Source organism: Duganella sp. Dugasp78 (genome assembly GCF_059491455.1).
Genome location: NZ_CP168506.1, coordinates 2,067,891 through 2,082,719, shown reverse-complemented (window position 1 = coordinate 2,082,719; position 14,829 = coordinate 2,067,891). Strand labels below are relative to the sequence as shown.

Here is a 14,829-nt window from a genome sequence, read left to right as displayed (position 1 = left end):
CGCCAGCCGCGCCGCCTAACGTCATCATCGCCAGCCGTGCCGCCTAACGTCATTCCCGCGCAGGCGGGAATCCATGCTTCGCCTCCCATCATGCGGCGTATAGGTTCCCGCTTTCGCGGGAACGACGGTTAGTCGCGGACCAGCTTGTCCGCGACGTACATGCGATACTGCTTGATCCGCCCAGTGACGTTGTCAGGCCCCTGGCGCGGCATGTAGCGCACGCCCGCCACCTCCACCTGCTGACCCAGATCGATGATCAGCTGGTGCGGGTGGCCGGCCCCGCCGGAAAACGCCGTGTGCCAGTGGTCCGACGCCTGCCCGTTGATGGCGTTGAGCGCCGAGCCGTCCTCCTTCTTCAACTCCTCGCTGCTCGCATAGGCGATCGTCCACGATTGCTGGTTGATGGTCTTGCCGTCCTTGCCCAGCAGCGAAATCTCCGCCACCGCCGCGTACTGCTTGCCGTCGAAGGCGCTCAACGATTCAAGGCAGAACTGGCGCCCCTTGACCGGCGCGGCGAACAGCACATCCTGGGTCGCACCGCCGGCCACAAACTCGCCAGCCTTCGCCGGCGTAATGCCATCCAGCGCCGGCTTGACCGTGCTCGGTGGCCGCGCCAGGTCCAGCTCCGGATTGAGCTGGTCGAGTATCGGTTCCGTCAGGCCTGCAATGCGGGCGCTGCGCGGGCCGGTCAGGTCCAGCACCACGATTTCGTTGCGGCCCTTCCTGATCCACGGACCGGGCAGGTACATGGTCTGCGTCGGTCCGATGCTCCAGTAGCGGCCCAGGCAACGGCCGTTGATCCACACGATACCCTGTCCCCAGCTCGACATATCGAGGAAGGTATCGGCCTGCTTGCCGGCCTCGAAGCCGCCGCGCCAGAAGGCCGGGCCCTTGGCGCGTCCGCGCTTGAACGACAGCGGCGGCAACACGCCGTCGGCATCGAAATCGATGGCGCGGATTTCCCAGTTCTCCAGCGTCTGCGCCGCGCCGTCCTTGGCAGTGAACATCACCGGACCATGCAGGCCTTTGCGGTCGTGCACTTCCAGCCCGAAGTTAACCCGCGCGATGGTGTACAGCAGAATCTCCACCGTCACCGCCTTGCTGCGCGCCGGCACCGCGACCGAGAAGCGGCGATGACGCGTATCCATCGTCCCCACCGGCTTGCCGTCGATGTAGACCCAAGCCAGGTCGCGCACCTTGGCGGCGGCCAGCAAGCCCGCAGGACCTGCCGGTAGCTGCACGCGATAGGCGACCAAACCCCGGCTGATGTCGTACTGCTCGATCGGCTCCGGCGACACGGCCTTGATCGCGCGCGGTGGCAGATTGGCCAGCACCGGCGCCGACTCGCTCAACGCAAACGCATCGATACTCATGACGGGATTGCGCGCCGGCGCTTCAGGCAGCACTTCGCCAGCCGCCAGGAAGGGACGCATGCCCTCGCGGTAGGCATTGAACTTGGCGCCCATCCAACCCGCCTCGCTGATCGGCGCGTCGTAGTCGTAGCTGGTGGTGTCCGGCCGGAAGGGACGGTCGCAGCCGCCCCACAGGCCGAAGGTGGTGCCGCCGTGGGCCATGTAAAGGCTGAACGAGCCGTTCGCCTTGAGCATGGCCTGGATGTCGATCACGGCACTGGTGTTGTCGCCGCGACGATGCGGATTGCCCCAGGTGTCGAACCAGCCGGAGTAGTATTCGCCGCACATCAACGGCGCCTGCTGCACCGCCGCCAGCGCCTTAAAGCCGCTGGCCGGATCGCTGCCGAAGTTGGCCACCGAGAGCATGCCGGCCAGATGGGTCTTGGCCACCGCATTGGTCGGATTGCACTGGAACAGCGGCACGTCGAACCTGGCGTCAAGCAGCGCCTGGCGCAGCACGCGCATGTAGTCCAGGTCTTCGCCGAAGAAGCCGTATTCGTTCTCCACCTGGACCATCAGTATCGGGCCGCCATGGGTCACCTGCATCGGCCCGAGCACGCGGCCGACTTCATTCAGGTAACGCCGCGCCGGATCGATAAAGGCAGGATCGCGGGTGCGCAGGAAGGCGTCGCCCGGATTCTTCTTCAACAGCCACCAAGGCAGGCCGCCCATCTCCCACTCGGCGCAGGCGTAGGGACCGGGACGCAGGATCACCCACAGCCCTTCCTGCTGCGCGAGACGGCAGAACTCCACCGCATCGCGCTGGCCGCTCCAGTCGAACTTCCCTTCGCGCCACTCGTGGTAGTTCCAGAACAGATAAGCGCACACCGTGTTCAGGCCCATCGCCTTGATGGCCTTCAGGCGATGGCCCCAGTACTCGCGCGGCACGCGGGCGAAGTGCATTTCGCCGCAGCGGATCTGGAACGGCTTGCCGTCGATGAGAAAATCGCTGGCGCCGACCACGAAGCGCGGCGCCGCTTGCGCGCCGGCGTGGATCGGCAGCAGGGCGCCGCCGGCGACGGCAGCGGCGCTTTGCAGCAGGCGGCGGCGAGGCAGGTTCGCGCGCATCATTTAGAAAGCCACTCGCAGGCCAACGTTGGCGCGGCGGCCGACATCTTCCAGGGTGAGGAACTGCGATTCGTTGTTGGCATATTCGTGCATCCGTGAGTTGGCCAGGTTGATGAAGTCCGCGTACAGCGCCATATTCGGCGACAGATTGTAGCGCAGGCTGGCGTCGGTCTGGCCGTAGGCTGCGCGGTTGCGCGGCAGCGTGCTGCCACCGCCGCAATCGACGGAGAAGTGGTTACGCCAGTTATAGCTCACGCGCGCCATGAACTTTTCGTTCTCGTAGAACACCGAGCCGTTATACGACTGCGGCGACAGGCCAGGGTAGCCGCAGGCCGGCGTGCTGGCGTCGGACTCGCGGGTCGCGCTGGCGTCCACGTAGGTGTAGTTGGCGGCGACGCCAAAGCCCTTCAGCCAGGAGATGCCGTTATCGAAGGCGTACTGACCGGCCAGTTCCACGCCCTTGATCTTGCCTTGCTGGCCGTTGCGCACGCGGGTGTCGTGGACGATTTCATCGTACTGCGGAATCTTCATGTCCACCATTTTGGTCTCCAGGAAGTTGGTGACGTCCTTGCGGAAGATGGCGGCGCTGACGTAGTTGGTCTTCGACAGATACCATTCGTACGACAGGTCGTAGTTCTTCGACTGCATGGGCTTCAGGTAGGGATTGCCGCCACCGGTCTGCACGTCGCCGAAACGGCCGCCGTAGGAATTGCTCACGCCCATCTGGTTCAGGGTAGGACGGGTCTCGGTCTTCGATGCGGCAAGGCGCAGCAGCATGTCGGACGTCAGGTCGATTTTCAGGTTGGCGGACGGCAGGAAGCTGTTGTAGCTGTTGCTGACGGTGTTAACCGCGGTCGGGCCCCAGTTCAGGATATAGGTCGTGTCGTTGGGGCTCTTGGTCGCCGACAGCAGCACGCGGCTGATGCCGGTCGAAGCGGAGTTCACGTGCACCACGCGCATGCCGGCGTTGGCCGACCAATGTTCGCCTTCCCATTTGGAGTCGAGGAAGAAGCTCGATACCTTCTCCTTCACGCCCCACATGTCCGGCTTGGTGTAATCGATCGCCATCGGGCCGTTCGGGTACTTGCTCTTGTCCAGATACAGCGCCGGATCGTTCGATTGCGCCAGCAGCGACGGCTGGTTCAGGTAGTTCATGTACTCATACGGATTGAATCGGAGGTAGGCGCTTGGAATCTGTGCGCCATTGCCCAGGAAGTTATCCATCGGCGTGACCGTGAACAGCGACGACGGCAGGGAGACGTGATAGCCGCTGAAGGCGTTCCAGGCGTCGTTGTTCCACTGGGTCCGCTCGACGTTGCGCTGCGAGTAGGCCATGCCGCTGTCGACGCCCTTGAAATAGCCGATCTCGTGATTCCAGGCCAGGCTGAAACGGCCTTCCTGCAAATCGTCGAGATTGCGGATGTCGCCATACGAGACGGCGTGCGCGCGCACGGCGGTCGGGTCGGCGATGCCGTCGCCGAACACCAGGCCGGGCGTGCTGCCGAAGGTCAGCACGTCGCCGTTCTTCGGCACCATGCCGGCCACGATCCACATATTCGGCGACTTGGAGGTGGTGCGCGAGCTGGAGATATCGCCTTCCAGTTTCAGCTCCGGCGCCAGCGCCCATTTCGAGTTCAGGCCGAAGGCCTGGGTGGTGGACAGGCGGTCGCCGCCCTTGACGATCATGTCGTTGGAATTGGCCTCGCCCAGCAGCTTGCCGCTGCCAGCCAGTTCCGGGTTGTTGGCGTAGAAGATCGAGCCGGGGCGCAGGAAGCTGATGACCTGGTTGTTGGCGTCCGTCTTGACGCCGAGCTGCTGCGGATTGTTCCAGTCGCTGAACGCGATCACGTCGTTCTTCTGGTCGAGGCGCGAGTACAGCGCGTCGGCCGTCAGTTTCCAGGTCGGCGACGGGTTGTATTGCACCGTCAGATTGCCGACCAGGCGCTTGCGGCTTTCGTTCTCCTGCTGGAAGCCGTAGCTCTGCGGCATGTAAAGTTTTTTGGTGGTCACGTCGGCCATGGTCAACCCCTTGGAGTTGAGGTCGCCGTTGATCATCGATACGTCGCGGTAGTTCCAGGCGTCGTTGACGGCCTTGTTCTGCTTGGAGGCGCGGTCGGTGTAGGAGAGCGAGCCGGTCACGCCCAGGGTACGGTTCTCATTGGCGAAGGAGTACATGCCGCTGATGTTGGGCGTGTTCTTCTTGGAGTTGGTGTCGTAGGAGTCCGAGACATTGACCACCGAGGTGTGGCCAGGCTTGCCCGACAGCGGGCGCGCGGTCTGGATGTCCACCGTCGAGCCGATGCCGCCCTCCGGCAGGAAGGCTTGCGACGTCTTGTAGACCAGCGCTTTCGAGATCAGGTCGGACGACAGCAGGTCGAAGGAGAACTCGCGGCCGCCGGTGTCGCTGGTCATGGTGCGGCCGTTGACCAGCACATTGTTGAACTCCGGCCCCAGGCCGCGCACGGAGATATAGCGGCCTTCGCCGTTGTTACGCTGGATCTGCACGCCGGTCACGCGCTGCAGCGACTCGGCGATGTTCGTGTCCGGGAATTTGCCGGCATCCTCGGCCGACACCGCGTCGACCACGCCGTCCTGCAGGCGCTTGGTGGTCAGCGACGAGGACAGCGAGGCGCGGATGCCGCTGACCACCACCACGGGAGCGGTATCGACCGGCTTGGCCTCTTGCGCGGACGCGCCCATCATCATCAGCATTTCAGCAACGACTGCGGCGATGACTGTCTTCGAAGTATTCATTTTCATTGTGTCTCCGTACTCTTAGTTATAGGAATGAACGAATGTGCGAATGCCTGCCCTTTACGGCGCGTAGCTCTAATAGTGGGGAACAGGCGCCCGCCGGATGCGGCGAGCTAGCAGGCGATGGGCCCGTTGAGCGTAGTCAGTTGCATGGTCTCTCCGTAATTTTTGTATGCATGTTTTAGCACACGCTCATTTCATATTACGCAAGAGCTTGTTTGCCAACCAATTGCATATTTAATCGGATCTATGAACTATTCGTATAGCTCGCGCGATTTGCAGAGGGGCATTACCTGACGGCCGCCGGCATGGCCGGGGCGAATTCGAATTCCAGCCGCTTCACGCGGGAACGCGGCGGAAGGCCAGCCGCAGCCAGTACAGGGTGGCGGCGCTGATCAGCAACAGCGGTATCAGCGAACCTTCCACGCCGAAGGCGCCGCCGGTCAGCATGGCGTTCCCGACCAGCTCGCCGCGCAGCACGCCGCCGCTGGCGGCATGGCCCGACACGGTCGACGAGAACACTTCGCTGACGCAGTAGTTCCAGGCCACGTGGGAGGCGATGCAGGCCCACAGGCGGCGCGTGCGCATGTAGAGCGCGGCCTGCAGCACGCCGTAGGCGGCGATCACGGCCATCGCCAGCACGGAGAAGCCTTCGTTCGGCAAATGGCCCAGGCTGAACACGGACGCTGAAATCACGATGGCGGCCTTGCTGCCCAGCGCGCGCTCGGTGACGCCGAAGATCACGCCGCGGAACATCATCTCTTCGGCCATGCCGACCAGCACCAGCTCGGCCAGCGGCAGCAGCAGCGCGATGTGCAGGGCGTTGACGCCGTCGTAGCGATACACGCCCAGCGCGCCCAGCACGGCAAAGGTGAGCGCCACCAGCCCGGCGCCGAGCAGCAGGCCCATGCCCACTTCACGCGCCATGCCCGCCGTCGCCAGCTCGGCCGGCTGGCGCTTTTCGACGCGGCGCACATAGTAGCGGTAGCCGAACCACACCAGCACGGCCGCCAGCAGCTGCGGCCAGACGACGCGGTAAGGCTTGGCCACCAGCTGCGAGGCGGTGATCATCGTCAGCGGCACGGCGGCAAAGGTCAGCACAAGGCCGAGCACGATGCGGACCAGCGGGTGCTTCATCAGGCGCGATGCCAGCGAAGGTTTGTTGCTTGCCATGCTCAGCGTGTTTTCCATGGTCTCCATCCTCAGGGGGTGATCTTATTTATTTGTTTGCTGTGCGGATCCGGTCGCCGAAGGGGCGCTGCTCCAGGGCGGCAATCGCCTGCGCCAGGCATGCCGACAGGGGAAAGCTCAGGTCGGCATCCAGGCTGTCGGCCGCGCGCTTGGTGGCCTGCCAGCATTCCTGCAGACGGGGCAGCAGCGCCTCGCCCTGGCTGCTCAGGCGCACCACGCGCTGCCGGCCGTCCTTGCCGCCGGCGTCCACCAGCAGCAGGCCTTCCTTCTTCATCAGCGCCACCGTTTGCGTCGCCGCCGGCTGCGTGATGCCCGCCAGCTCGGCCAGCTGGCCGATGGTCGCGCTGTGCTGCTGCGCCAGCGCCCGCATGATCGGCGTGTAGCGGGGCCGGTAATCGAGGCCCGCGTCCGTATAAGCCTGCTGGACCGCGCCATCAAGCAGTTCGATCAGGTGTCGCAATTGGGTTCCGAGTCCTTGTTTCATGGCGTCATGATAGCAGCAATTATATAAGCGCTTATATAAATTTTTAAAAGATAAAAAAAAGACTCAGGAGCCGAAGCTCTTGAGTCTTTTTTCTTGAATCTTGGTCGGAGTACAAGGATTCGAACCTTGGACCCCCTGGTCCCAAACCAGGTGCGCTACCGGACTGCGCCACACTCCGAAGAAGCAAGATAATACAAGCTGCTCCGACATTCGTCAAGTGTCACTATGAAATCAGTATGTACTAAGACGAATTTTTTTCAATGTGAGATTATGACGGTGTGTACAAATTAGCTAAAAGGCCATGAGCGCGACGTTCACCCAGCCCCAAGCCGCCCCGATGCGGCGGCCGGGGATCGTCGTGGGCATCGCCGTCTCGCTGGTGCTGCATGCGCTGCTGATTTTTGGCTACCGGCTGGCGGCGCCGGGCGCACCTGACGCGCAGCGGCCGGCCAAGGCCATGACGGTCTGGCTGCGGCCAGCCGAGCCGCCCAAGCCCGTCGTCGCCAGGGTGGAGCCGCCGCCCAGGCCGAAACCGGAACCCGCGCCGGCGCGCCAACGGCAACGCCCGCAGCTGGCCAACCGCGCCAGTCCGCCAGCGCCAGCCGCCGGGCCTGCGCCGGTCACTGCACAGGCGATCACGCTGCCGGCGCCGGCCAGCACCGCACCCGATCCGCTGCATCCGGAACTGCAAGCGAAAAAATTCGACATGAACGCGGCGCTGAAAACCGCCCACAAGGAAGCCAGCGCCAAGGACCCGGCCCGCGCCGGCCTGCCGGTGGCGCAGCTGGAAGACCATCCGCTGTATCCCGAGCGGGAATCCCAGCTGGCGCGCGACATCCAGGGCGCCGCCCGGCCCGACTGCCGCAAGGGCGGCGGCGGCCTGCTGGCGCCGCTCGTCTGGCTGTTGGACAAGAAGGACAGCGGCTGCAAATTCTGACTAGTCGTCGCCCTTGAGCTGCAAGGCGCGATCGTACAGCGCGTTTTTCTTGCGGCCGGTGATCAGGGCCGTCAGGTTGGCCGCCTGCTTGACCGAACACTCGGTCAGCAAAATCTTGAGGATGCGCTCGGCCTCCGCATCCTGCTCGTCCTCCGCCGTCGGCGCGCCGGCCAGCAGCACCACGAACTCGCCTTTTTCGCGATGCGCATCGGCCTTGATCCACGCCTCCGCCTCGGACAGCGGGCAACGGTGGATTTCCTCGAACATCTTGGTCAGCTCGCGCGCAAACACCACCTGGCGCTCCGGCTCGAACACCGCCGCCAGCGCCGTGGCGCAATCAAGGATGCGGTGCGGCGCCTCGTAGAACACCATGGTCGCGGTCACCGTACGCAGCGTGCCGAGGAAATTCTCGCGCTGCCTGGCCTTGGCCGGCAGGAAGCCGACAAAGTAGAACTGATCGTTCACCAGCCCGCTGGCCGACAGCGCCGTCACCGCCGCCGAGGCGCCCGGCAGCGGCAGCACGCGCAAGCCCGCCGCCCGCACCGCGTCGACGATGCGCGCGCCCGGATCGGACACCGCCGGGGTGCCGGCGTCCGACACCAGCGCGATGCGCTCGCCGGCCTGCAGGCGGGCGATCAGCGTCTCCGCCACTTCGCGCTCGTTGTGCTGGTGGGCCGCGATCAGCGGCTTGTGCAGGCCGAAACGGGTCATCAGCTGCGCGGTGTTGCGGGTGTCCTCGCAGGCCACGGCGTTGACCATGCTCAAGACATGCAGCGCCCGCAGGCTGATATCCGTCACATTGCCGATCGGGGTCGCCACGACGTACAAGGTTGCGCTAGGATAGGTCTGGTGCGCCATTTCGCCCATCACGGGCAGGGTGGCGATGGAGCTGGATTCTTGTGCGGTCATTGGGGGTAGGATGAATAGTGTGAGGTTGTCGCTGCTGTGTACGGTTGCGGCGCTGGTCAGTGCGTGCAGCACGCCGTTCTGCAATGCGCCCGGAGGATTGTGCGCGCCCGGCTCATCAAATACAAGTGCGGCGGCCCCGCTGCCGCCCGCGCGCCCGGCGCCGCTGCCCAAGCCGCCGCCGGAACCAACGCCGCCGCCCGCGGAGACCTTCGCCGTCACCTTGCCGGGCGCGACCCCGGCCGCGCCGACCGCCCCGACCGGCTCCGGCCTGACCATCACCCCGGACGCCGGCGCCGCTCCGGCGCGCGCCGCCGACGAGGCGGCGCCGTCCAGCGCGCCTATCCGCATGACGCTGCTGCTGCCGCTGCGTTCCGAAACGCTGGGCCTGGCCGCGTCGTCGGTACGGGCCGGCTTCATGGCGGCCTGGGAGCGCGACCGCGACAACATCACCGTCAACGTGGTGGAAACCGGCGACGTGCCGCAGGACGTGCTGGCCAGCTACGCCCGCGCCGAGCAGCAGGACGACATCATCGTCGGCCCGCTGGCACGCTCCGCGGTAGCCGCCATCGCCGCAGCGGCGGACCGCGCCAGCCCCCTGGTGCAAAAGCCGACCATCGCGCTCAACACGCCCGAAGGCTACGGCACGCCCGGCGCCGCGCCGCTGCCGCCGCAGATGCTGGCCATGGGCCTGTCGATCGAAGAGGAAGCCCGCCAGGCCGCGCAGTGGGCCGCCGCCGACCTGCCCGGCAGCACCGCCATGGTCATCGGCACCAGCACGCCGTGGCAGCGCCGCGTGGCGGCCGCCTTTGCCGCCCAATGGCAGCGCCACGGCCTGCCGGTCAGGATGGTGGAGCTGAGCGCGCCCGACGGCTACCTCAGCGATCCGGAACTGGTGCAGCTGCGCGCGCGCCTGCGCGACGATCCGCCCGGCCTGCTGTTTTCCGCCATGAGCGCAGACCAGACCCGCCAGCTGCGCGGCGCCCTGGGCGACGGCTTCAACAGCGAGCCGACCAATCCCACCTTCAGCACCGCCGACGCGCTGCCGCCGCCGCCCGTGTCCGCGCCGGCGCCGCAACTGCGCGCGCTGCCAATCTACGGCACCTCGGCACTGAACCCCGGCATCAGCAACAACAGCCCGACCCAGGAGCTGGACGGCGTGCGCCTGCTGGACCTGCCGTGGCAGATCCAGCGCGACCATCCGGCCGTGATGGTTTATCCGCATCCGCTGCAATCGAACAGCGCCGACATCGAGCGCCTGTACGCGCTGGGCATCGACGCCTACCGCGTGGCGCGCGAGATCGGCCGCCACCATGCCGGCCGCTTCCAGCTGGACGGCGTCACCGGCCGGCTGACCATAGACTTCGGCCAGGGCCCGGCCAGCTTCGAGCGGGTCGAGCTGCCGGCGGTGTATAAAAACGGCGTGCCGCTGCCGGTCGCGCCGTGAGGCCGCCATGCCGCAGACCACGCAGCAACGGCTGGGCCGGCTCGGCGAGGACCGGGCGCTGGCCCACCTGAGCGCTGCCGGGCTGCAGCTGGTCGAGCGCAATTTCCTGTGCAAGGCCGGCGAGATCGACCTGATCATGCAGCATGGCGCCCACCTGGTGTTTGTCGAGGTGCGGCGCCGGGCGCTCAGCCGGTTCGGCGGAGCGGCCGCCAGCGTCACCCCGGCCAAGCAGCGGCGGCTGATCCACGCCGCCCAGTTCTACCTGCTGCGCTACCGCAGCGTGCCGCCATGCCGCTTCGACCTGGTCGCCATCGACGGCGAGAAATTGTCGTGGATACAAAACGCGCTGGAAATGTAAGCATTTTTAACAGCGCTTGTCCGGCTCCTTGCGCGGCTGCACTATAATCAGCACACTATGAATAATCAACGCATACTCTCGCACTTCCACGAAAGTGCCGAACTCAAAATCCAGTCCGCCACCGTCCTCGCTCCGCACATCGCGCAAGCGATCGAGCTGATGTTCTCGGCGTTGTCCAACGGCAATAAGATCCTGGTGTGCGGCAATGGCGGTTCGGCCGCCGACGCCCAGCACTTCGCGGCCGAGCTGGTGGGGCGCTTCGAGCGCGAGCGCTTTCCGCTGCCGGCCATGGCGCTGACCACCGACACCTCGATCCTGACGGCGGTGGCCAACGATTACAGCTACCGCGAGATCTTCTCCAAGCAGGTGCAGGCGTTCGGCCAGGCCGGCGACATCCTGCTGGCGCTCTCCACCTCGGGCAACTCGGCCAACGTGATGGCGGCGATCGAAGCGGCGCTGGAGCGCGAAATGCGCGTGGTCGCCATGACCGGCAAGGGCGGCGGTGCCATCGGCAAGATGCTGACCGACGCCGACGTGCACATCTGCGTGCCGGCCGACCGTACCGCCCGTATCCAGGAAGTCCACCTGGTAACCATACACTGCATTTGCGACGGCATCGACGTCGCGCTATTCGGAGGAGATGTGAATGACTAATCCCGGCGCTATCTGGAAAAAAGTACAACGGCCGCTGGCCATGAGCGTGCTGTGCGGCGCTATGCTGGCGTCGTTGTCGGGCTGCGTCGCGCTGGTCGCGGGCGGCGCCATTTCCGGGACGCTGGCCGCCACCGACCGCCGCACCCTGGGTGCGCAGACGGAAGACCGGGCGATCGAAGTCAAGGGCAGCATCAAGCTCAACAACGTCGTCGGCGAGGCGGGTCATACCAACATCAACAGCTTCAACCGCCGCGCGCTGCTGACCGGCGAAGTGCGCGACGAGGCCATGAAGGCCGCCGCCGAGCGCGAGCTGCGCGGCATCGAAGGCGTGGTCTCCGTGATCAACGAGCTGGAGATCGCCGGCCCGTCGAGCTACACCTCGCGCTCCAACGATGCGCTGATCACCACCAAGGTCAAGGCCAGCCTGGTCGACATGAAGGATATCTCGGCCAACTCCTATCAGGTGGTGACCGAGCGCGGCGTAGTGTTCCTGATGGGCCGCGTGACCCAGCGCGAAGGCCAGATCGGCGCCGACGTGGCGCGCGGCGTCAGCGGCGTGTACAAGGTGGTCAAGGTGTTCGAGTACATCACCGAGGACGAGTGGAAGAGCTACCAGCCGAGCAAACCGGCAGGCAACTCGTAATCGACGGGAGGTCTATAATGGCCTCTTCACATGCCAAGTCCGAGCCCATCATGCAAACGACGAAATCTTCCCCCGGCTGGATCAAGCCGGTGCTGGCCGCCGCGGTCATCGCCGCGGCCGGCTTGGGCGGCTACCTGTCGCTGAACCAGCGCCAGGCCGCGCCCGAGGTCACCTTCCTCAGCATCAAGGGCGAGAAGATCGCGCCGGAGAGCTTGCGCGGCAAGGTGGTGATGGTCAATTTCTGGGCAACCTCGTGCACCACCTGCGTGGGCGAGATGCCCAAGATGGTCGACACCTACAACAAGTTCAAGGGCCAGGGTCTGGAGTTCGTGGCCGTGGCGATGAGCTACGACCCGCCCAACTACGTGCTGAACTACGCCGAGACGCGCCAGCTGCCCTTCAAGGTGGCGCTGGACACCGACGGCTCGGCCGCCAAGGCCTACGGCAACGTGGCGATGACGCCCACCACCTTCGTCATCGGCAAGGATGGCAAGATCCTCAAGCGCTACCTGGGCGAGCCGGACTTCCCGGCCCTGCACAAGCTGCTGGAAGAATCGCTGCACGGCTAAAAACGCTGTCTGGCACGGCACTTGCATCACATAGGGCTCTCCTCAACCACTGGAAAGCCCATCATGGATCGCAACCAAGTCACGCAAAAAATCCTGTCCGTCAAAGTCGCCAAGCAGCTGCGCTGGGCCGAGCTCGCCACCGAATTCGGCCAGAGCAAGGAGTGGACCACCGCCGCGCTGCTGGGCCAGATGACCTTCAGCCGCGCTCAGGCCGACAAGGCGCAGGCGCTGTTCGGCCTGACCGATGAAGAAGCGGCCTGGCTGCAGATCGTGCCGTACAAGGGCTCGCTGCCGACCGCGGTGCCGACCGACCCGCTGATCTACCGCTGGTACGAGATCGTCAGCGTCTACGGCACCACCATCAAGGAACTGATCCACGAGGAATTCGGCGACGGCATCATGAGTGCGATCGACTTCTCGATGGACATCCAGCGCGAAGCCGATCCCAAGGGCGACCGCGTGCAGGTGGTCCTGAGCGGCAAATTCCTGCCCTACAAATCCTACTAACCGCAGGGGGGTCAAGTCTGACATTCGGACACGGCCTCTGCCGTAGCGGCTGCTACGGCAGAGGCCGTGTCCGAATGTCAGACTTGACCCCCGAGTTTTTAGAAGCCCGCCTGTGCCGACAGGTACAGGCCGTGCTGCTGCTTCGGGTTGAAGATGGTGATGTCGCCCAGTTCGGCATACGCTGCCGTCAGTGAAAAGTTTTTGCTCGGGAACCAGGCCACGAACGCGTCGTAGTAAGCCTTCTCCTTATCCACGCCCAGGTTGTGCGGCTTGCGGCGGTACTCGGCGCCCAGCGCCAGCTTGCGGTTGACCAGATAGGCCACCGACACCTCCGGCATCAGCCGCAGGCTGTCGCCCTTGTCGCCGCCGAAGCCCAGCAGGCCCATCTGATTGGCGCGGGTCGCCCGCAGCGTGCCGTTCAGCAGCAGGCTCTGCTCGAACAGGATCTTGGTGGCCGCCACGTAGTAGTCATAGCCGTGGTCGTCCTTCGCGCCCAGCTGGGTCACATTGCTCACGCCCAGCGCGCCCAAACCGCCCACGCCCTTGTTGCGCTTGTACAGGATGCCGACCGCCACCTGCGGCATCATGCTGTCCTGCCCGTAGACGGCGTCGCCCGCCACCTTGAGCTTCACGCCCAGGATGTCCTGCTTGATGTTGAGCTGGTTCAGCGGCGCCAGGCTGCCCTTGAATTCCTGCGAGGCCAGCGACAGCTCCAGCCGGTCGGCGATGCCCACCGCCACGCCGTAGCTGGTGAGCTTGTAGTCCTGGGTGTCGATGCAGGTGATGTGCGCGTTGGCGCCCCAGCTGTCGCGCGTGCCGTAGCCGCTGATCAGCGCCCACGGCGTGATGCCGCCGCCGCCCGCGCCCTCGACCTGGCTGACGCCGCCCGTGGCGAGGAACTTGCCCATGTCCGGCCGCGCCTGCGCGGCCTGCTCGGTGACGATGGCGCGCTGCATCGGCGCCAGCTTGGCGACCAGCTTGTCCGCCACGCGATTGGGCACCTGGTTCCGCTCCATCGCGATCTGCAAGTCCTCGGTCAGCGCGTTGAACATCGCATCGGTGATCTTCAAATCCTGGTGCACGGTGGCCATGTCGCGCACGGTGCCGACACCGTCCATCGTCCGGTCGCGGTATTTGCCGGTGTACTTGCACGGGCCGCCGGCGAACTCGCAGAACTGCTCCCGCAAGCGCGCGCCAACCTGCACCATGTCGAAGTCGGCGAAGCTGTCCTTGATGCGCGGGTCGGCCAGCACCAGGGGAATGAAGGTGTCGACGATCTTTCTGATGCCATCCTTGCCGCCCAGGCCGACATAGGTGGCGTCGTCGGTGTAGGGCGTCTGCGCCATCGCCAGCGAGGTGGCCAACGACGATGCCAACAACAAGCCAAGCCCGGCCATCCTGGAAACATGCGTCATGCCAGCGCTCCTATTTCGGGAACAAGATCATCTGCGTGCAGCGGAACAGGGCGATGGTCTTGCCGGTCGCCTTGTTGCTGACGACGGCGTCCCACACCTGCGTGGTGCGCCCCAGGTGCACCGCCTTGGCGGTCGCGACGACCACGCCCTCGCGCGCCGTGCCCAGGTGGTTCGACTTCAGCTCGATGGTGGTAAAACTCTGGCCGCCTTCCGGCAGGTGCGAGAAGCAGGCGTAGCCGCAAGCGGTATCGGCCAATGTGACCACGCTGCCGGCGTGCAGGTAGCCGTTCGGCGCCAGATGCTGCGGCGTGACCGTAAACTCGGCCTCGATCTCGCCTTCGCGCACGCCGGTGATGACGATGCCCAGGTGATCCGGCAACGTGCCCTTGCCGAAGGTGTTGAAGTATTCCGGGTTGAACTTGCTCACATCCATAACTGTCCTTGGCGAATAGGGGCCGGGCCCGACACCAGCGATGATAGCAAT

The 14,829-nt window shown here is 65.2% G+C and carries 14 protein-coding genes, 1 tRNA gene and 1 pseudogene; 7 read left to right on the top strand and 9 right to left on the bottom strand.

Annotation, left to right across the window (positions count from 1 at the left end; genetic code table 11):
• Positions 1 to 128: 128 nt before the first annotated feature.
• From ACEN9O_RS09310 to ACEN9O_RS09290, 5 genes are all read right to left on the bottom strand, one after another.
• Positions 129 to 2,483, bottom strand: a complete 2,355-nt coding sequence (locus ACEN9O_RS09310; protein WP_495617281.1) for a beta-galactosidase — start codon at positions 2,481 to 2,483, stop codon at positions 129 to 131.
• Positions 2,484 to 5,240 (bottom strand): TonB-dependent receptor, encoded by a 2,757-nt coding sequence (locus ACEN9O_RS09305; protein WP_495617280.1) that lies wholly within the window; start codon positions 5,238 to 5,240, stop codon positions 2,484 to 2,486. It lies immediately after the preceding gene.
• A 333-nt stretch (positions 5,241 to 5,573) separates the two neighbouring features.
• The gene (locus ACEN9O_RS09300; RefSeq protein ID WP_495617279.1) at positions 5,574 to 6,425 is read right to left on the bottom strand and encodes a CPBP family intramembrane glutamic endopeptidase; all 852 of its coding nucleotides are present in this window, start codon (positions 6,423 to 6,425) and stop codon (positions 5,574 to 5,576) included.
• 28 nt (positions 6,426 to 6,453) lie between these two features.
• The gene (locus tag ACEN9O_RS09295; RefSeq protein ID WP_495617278.1) at positions 6,454 to 6,885 is read right to left on the bottom strand and encodes a MarR family winged helix-turn-helix transcriptional regulator; all 432 of its coding nucleotides are present in this window, start codon (positions 6,883 to 6,885) and stop codon (positions 6,454 to 6,456) included.
• Between the two features lie 125 nt (positions 6,886 to 7,010).
• Positions 7,011 to 7,087, bottom strand: a tRNA-Pro gene (locus ACEN9O_RS09290).
• A 123-nt stretch (positions 7,088 to 7,210) separates the two neighbouring features.
• Between ACEN9O_RS09290 and ACEN9O_RS09285 the strand changes: the two genes are divergently transcribed.
• Positions 7,211 to 7,846 (top strand): hypothetical protein, encoded by a 636-nt coding sequence (locus tag ACEN9O_RS09285; RefSeq protein WP_495617277.1) that lies wholly within the window; start codon positions 7,211 to 7,213, stop codon positions 7,844 to 7,846.
• Here ACEN9O_RS09285 and rsmI read toward each other — a convergent pair whose 3' ends face one another.
• Positions 7,847 to 8,755 (bottom strand): 16S rRNA (cytidine(1402)-2'-O)-methyltransferase, encoded by a 909-nt coding sequence (gene rsmI / locus ACEN9O_RS09280; RefSeq protein ID WP_495617276.1) that lies wholly within the window; start codon positions 8,753 to 8,755, stop codon positions 7,847 to 7,849.
• Positions 8,756 to 8,765: 10 nt separating this feature from the next.
• Here rsmI and ACEN9O_RS09275 point away from each other — a divergent pair, with 10 nt between their 5' ends.
• From ACEN9O_RS09275 to cynS, 6 genes are all read left to right on the top strand, one after another.
• A complete protein-coding gene (locus ACEN9O_RS09275; protein WP_495617275.1) occupies positions 8,766 to 10,199 on the top strand; it encodes a penicillin-binding protein activator in 1,434 nt (477 codons plus the stop codon).
• Positions 10,200 to 10,206: 7 nt separating this feature from the next.
• A complete protein-coding gene (locus ACEN9O_RS09270) occupies positions 10,207 to 10,557 on the top strand; it encodes a YraN family protein (protein ID WP_495617274.1) in 351 nt (116 codons plus the stop codon).
• Between the two features lie 57 nt (positions 10,558 to 10,614).
• Positions 10,615 to 11,211 carry a phosphoheptose isomerase gene (locus ACEN9O_RS09265; protein WP_495617273.1) on the top strand — a complete coding sequence of 199 codons (597 nt, stop codon included), beginning with the start codon at positions 10,615 to 10,617 and terminating at the stop codon, positions 11,209 to 11,211.
• On the top strand, positions 11,204 to 11,854 hold the full coding sequence (locus ACEN9O_RS09260) for a BON domain-containing protein (RefSeq protein ID WP_495617272.1): 651 nt from the start codon (positions 11,204 to 11,206) through the stop codon (positions 11,852 to 11,854). The genes ACEN9O_RS09265 and ACEN9O_RS09260 overlap by 8 nt, the downstream gene beginning before the upstream one ends.
• Positions 11,855 to 11,904: 50 nt before the next feature.
• Positions 11,905 to 12,423, top strand: a complete 519-nt coding sequence (locus tag ACEN9O_RS09255; protein ID WP_495617271.1) for a peroxiredoxin family protein — start codon at positions 11,905 to 11,907, stop codon at positions 12,421 to 12,423.
• Positions 12,424 to 12,486: 63 nt separating this feature from the next.
• Complete coding sequence (cynS, locus tag ACEN9O_RS09250) at positions 12,487 to 12,930, top strand: cyanase (protein ID WP_495617270.1); 444 nt, start codon at positions 12,487 to 12,489, stop codon at positions 12,928 to 12,930.
• 98 nt (positions 12,931 to 13,028) lie between these two features.
• Here the strand turns inward: cynS and ACEN9O_RS09245 are convergent, their stop codons facing one another.
• The 3 genes and pseudogenes from ACEN9O_RS09245 to ACEN9O_RS09235 form a co-directional block, all read right to left on the bottom strand.
• A complete protein-coding gene (locus tag ACEN9O_RS09245) occupies positions 13,029 to 13,886 on the bottom strand; it encodes a DUF3034 family protein (protein WP_495618450.1) in 858 nt (285 codons plus the stop codon).
• A gap of 45 nt (positions 13,887 to 13,931) precedes the next feature.
• Positions 13,932 to 14,276 (bottom strand): annotated as a pseudogene (locus ACEN9O_RS09240) (group I truncated hemoglobin); the annotation flags it as partial.
• Between the two features lie 79 nt (positions 14,277 to 14,355).
• A complete protein-coding gene (locus ACEN9O_RS09235) occupies positions 14,356 to 14,778 on the bottom strand; it encodes a PaaI family thioesterase (protein WP_495617269.1) in 423 nt (140 codons plus the stop codon).
• Between the last annotated feature and the right edge of the window lie 51 nt (positions 14,779 to 14,829).

Excerpts from the sequence above, each read along its gene's own strand:
- ACEN9O_RS09270 (WP_495617274.1), top strand. The coding sequence starts at position 10,207 with ATGCCGCAGACCACGCAGCAACGGCTGGGCCGGCTCGGCGAGGACCGG.
- ACEN9O_RS09275 (WP_495617275.1), top strand. The coding sequence starts at position 8,766 with ATGAATAGTGTGAGGTTGTCGCTGCTGTGTACGGTTGCGGCGCTGGTC.
- rsmI (WP_495617276.1), bottom strand. The coding sequence starts at position 8,755 with ATGACCGCACAAGAATCCAGCTCCATCGCCACCCTGCCCGTGATGGGC.
- cynS (WP_495617270.1), top strand. The coding sequence starts at position 12,487 with ATGGATCGCAACCAAGTCACGCAAAAAATCCTGTCCGTCAAAGTCGCC.
- ACEN9O_RS09310 (WP_495617281.1), bottom strand. The coding sequence starts at position 2,483 with ATGATGCGCGCGAACCTGCCTCGCCGCCGCCTGCTGCAAAGCGCCGCT.
- ACEN9O_RS09265 (WP_495617273.1), top strand. The coding sequence starts at position 10,615 with ATGAATAATCAACGCATACTCTCGCACTTCCACGAAAGTGCCGAACTC.
- ACEN9O_RS09260 (WP_495617272.1), top strand. The coding sequence starts at position 11,204 with ATGACTAATCCCGGCGCTATCTGGAAAAAAGTACAACGGCCGCTGGCC.
- ACEN9O_RS09235 (WP_495617269.1), bottom strand. The coding sequence starts at position 14,778 with ATGGATGTGAGCAAGTTCAACCCGGAATACTTCAACACCTTCGGCAAG.
- ACEN9O_RS09285 (WP_495617277.1), top strand. The coding sequence starts at position 7,211 with ATGAGCGCGACGTTCACCCAGCCCCAAGCCGCCCCGATGCGGCGGCCG.
- ACEN9O_RS09245 (WP_495618450.1), bottom strand. The coding sequence starts at position 13,886 with ATGCAGCGCGCCATCGTCACCGAGCAGGCCGCGCAGGCGCGGCCGGAC.
- ACEN9O_RS09305 (WP_495617280.1), bottom strand. The coding sequence starts at position 5,240 with ATGAAAATGAATACTTCGAAGACAGTCATCGCCGCAGTCGTTGCTGAA.
- ACEN9O_RS09255 (WP_495617271.1), top strand. The coding sequence starts at position 11,905 with ATGCAAACGACGAAATCTTCCCCCGGCTGGATCAAGCCGGTGCTGGCC.
- ACEN9O_RS09300 (WP_495617279.1), bottom strand. The coding sequence starts at position 6,425 with ATGGAAAACACGCTGAGCATGGCAAGCAACAAACCTTCGCTGGCATCG.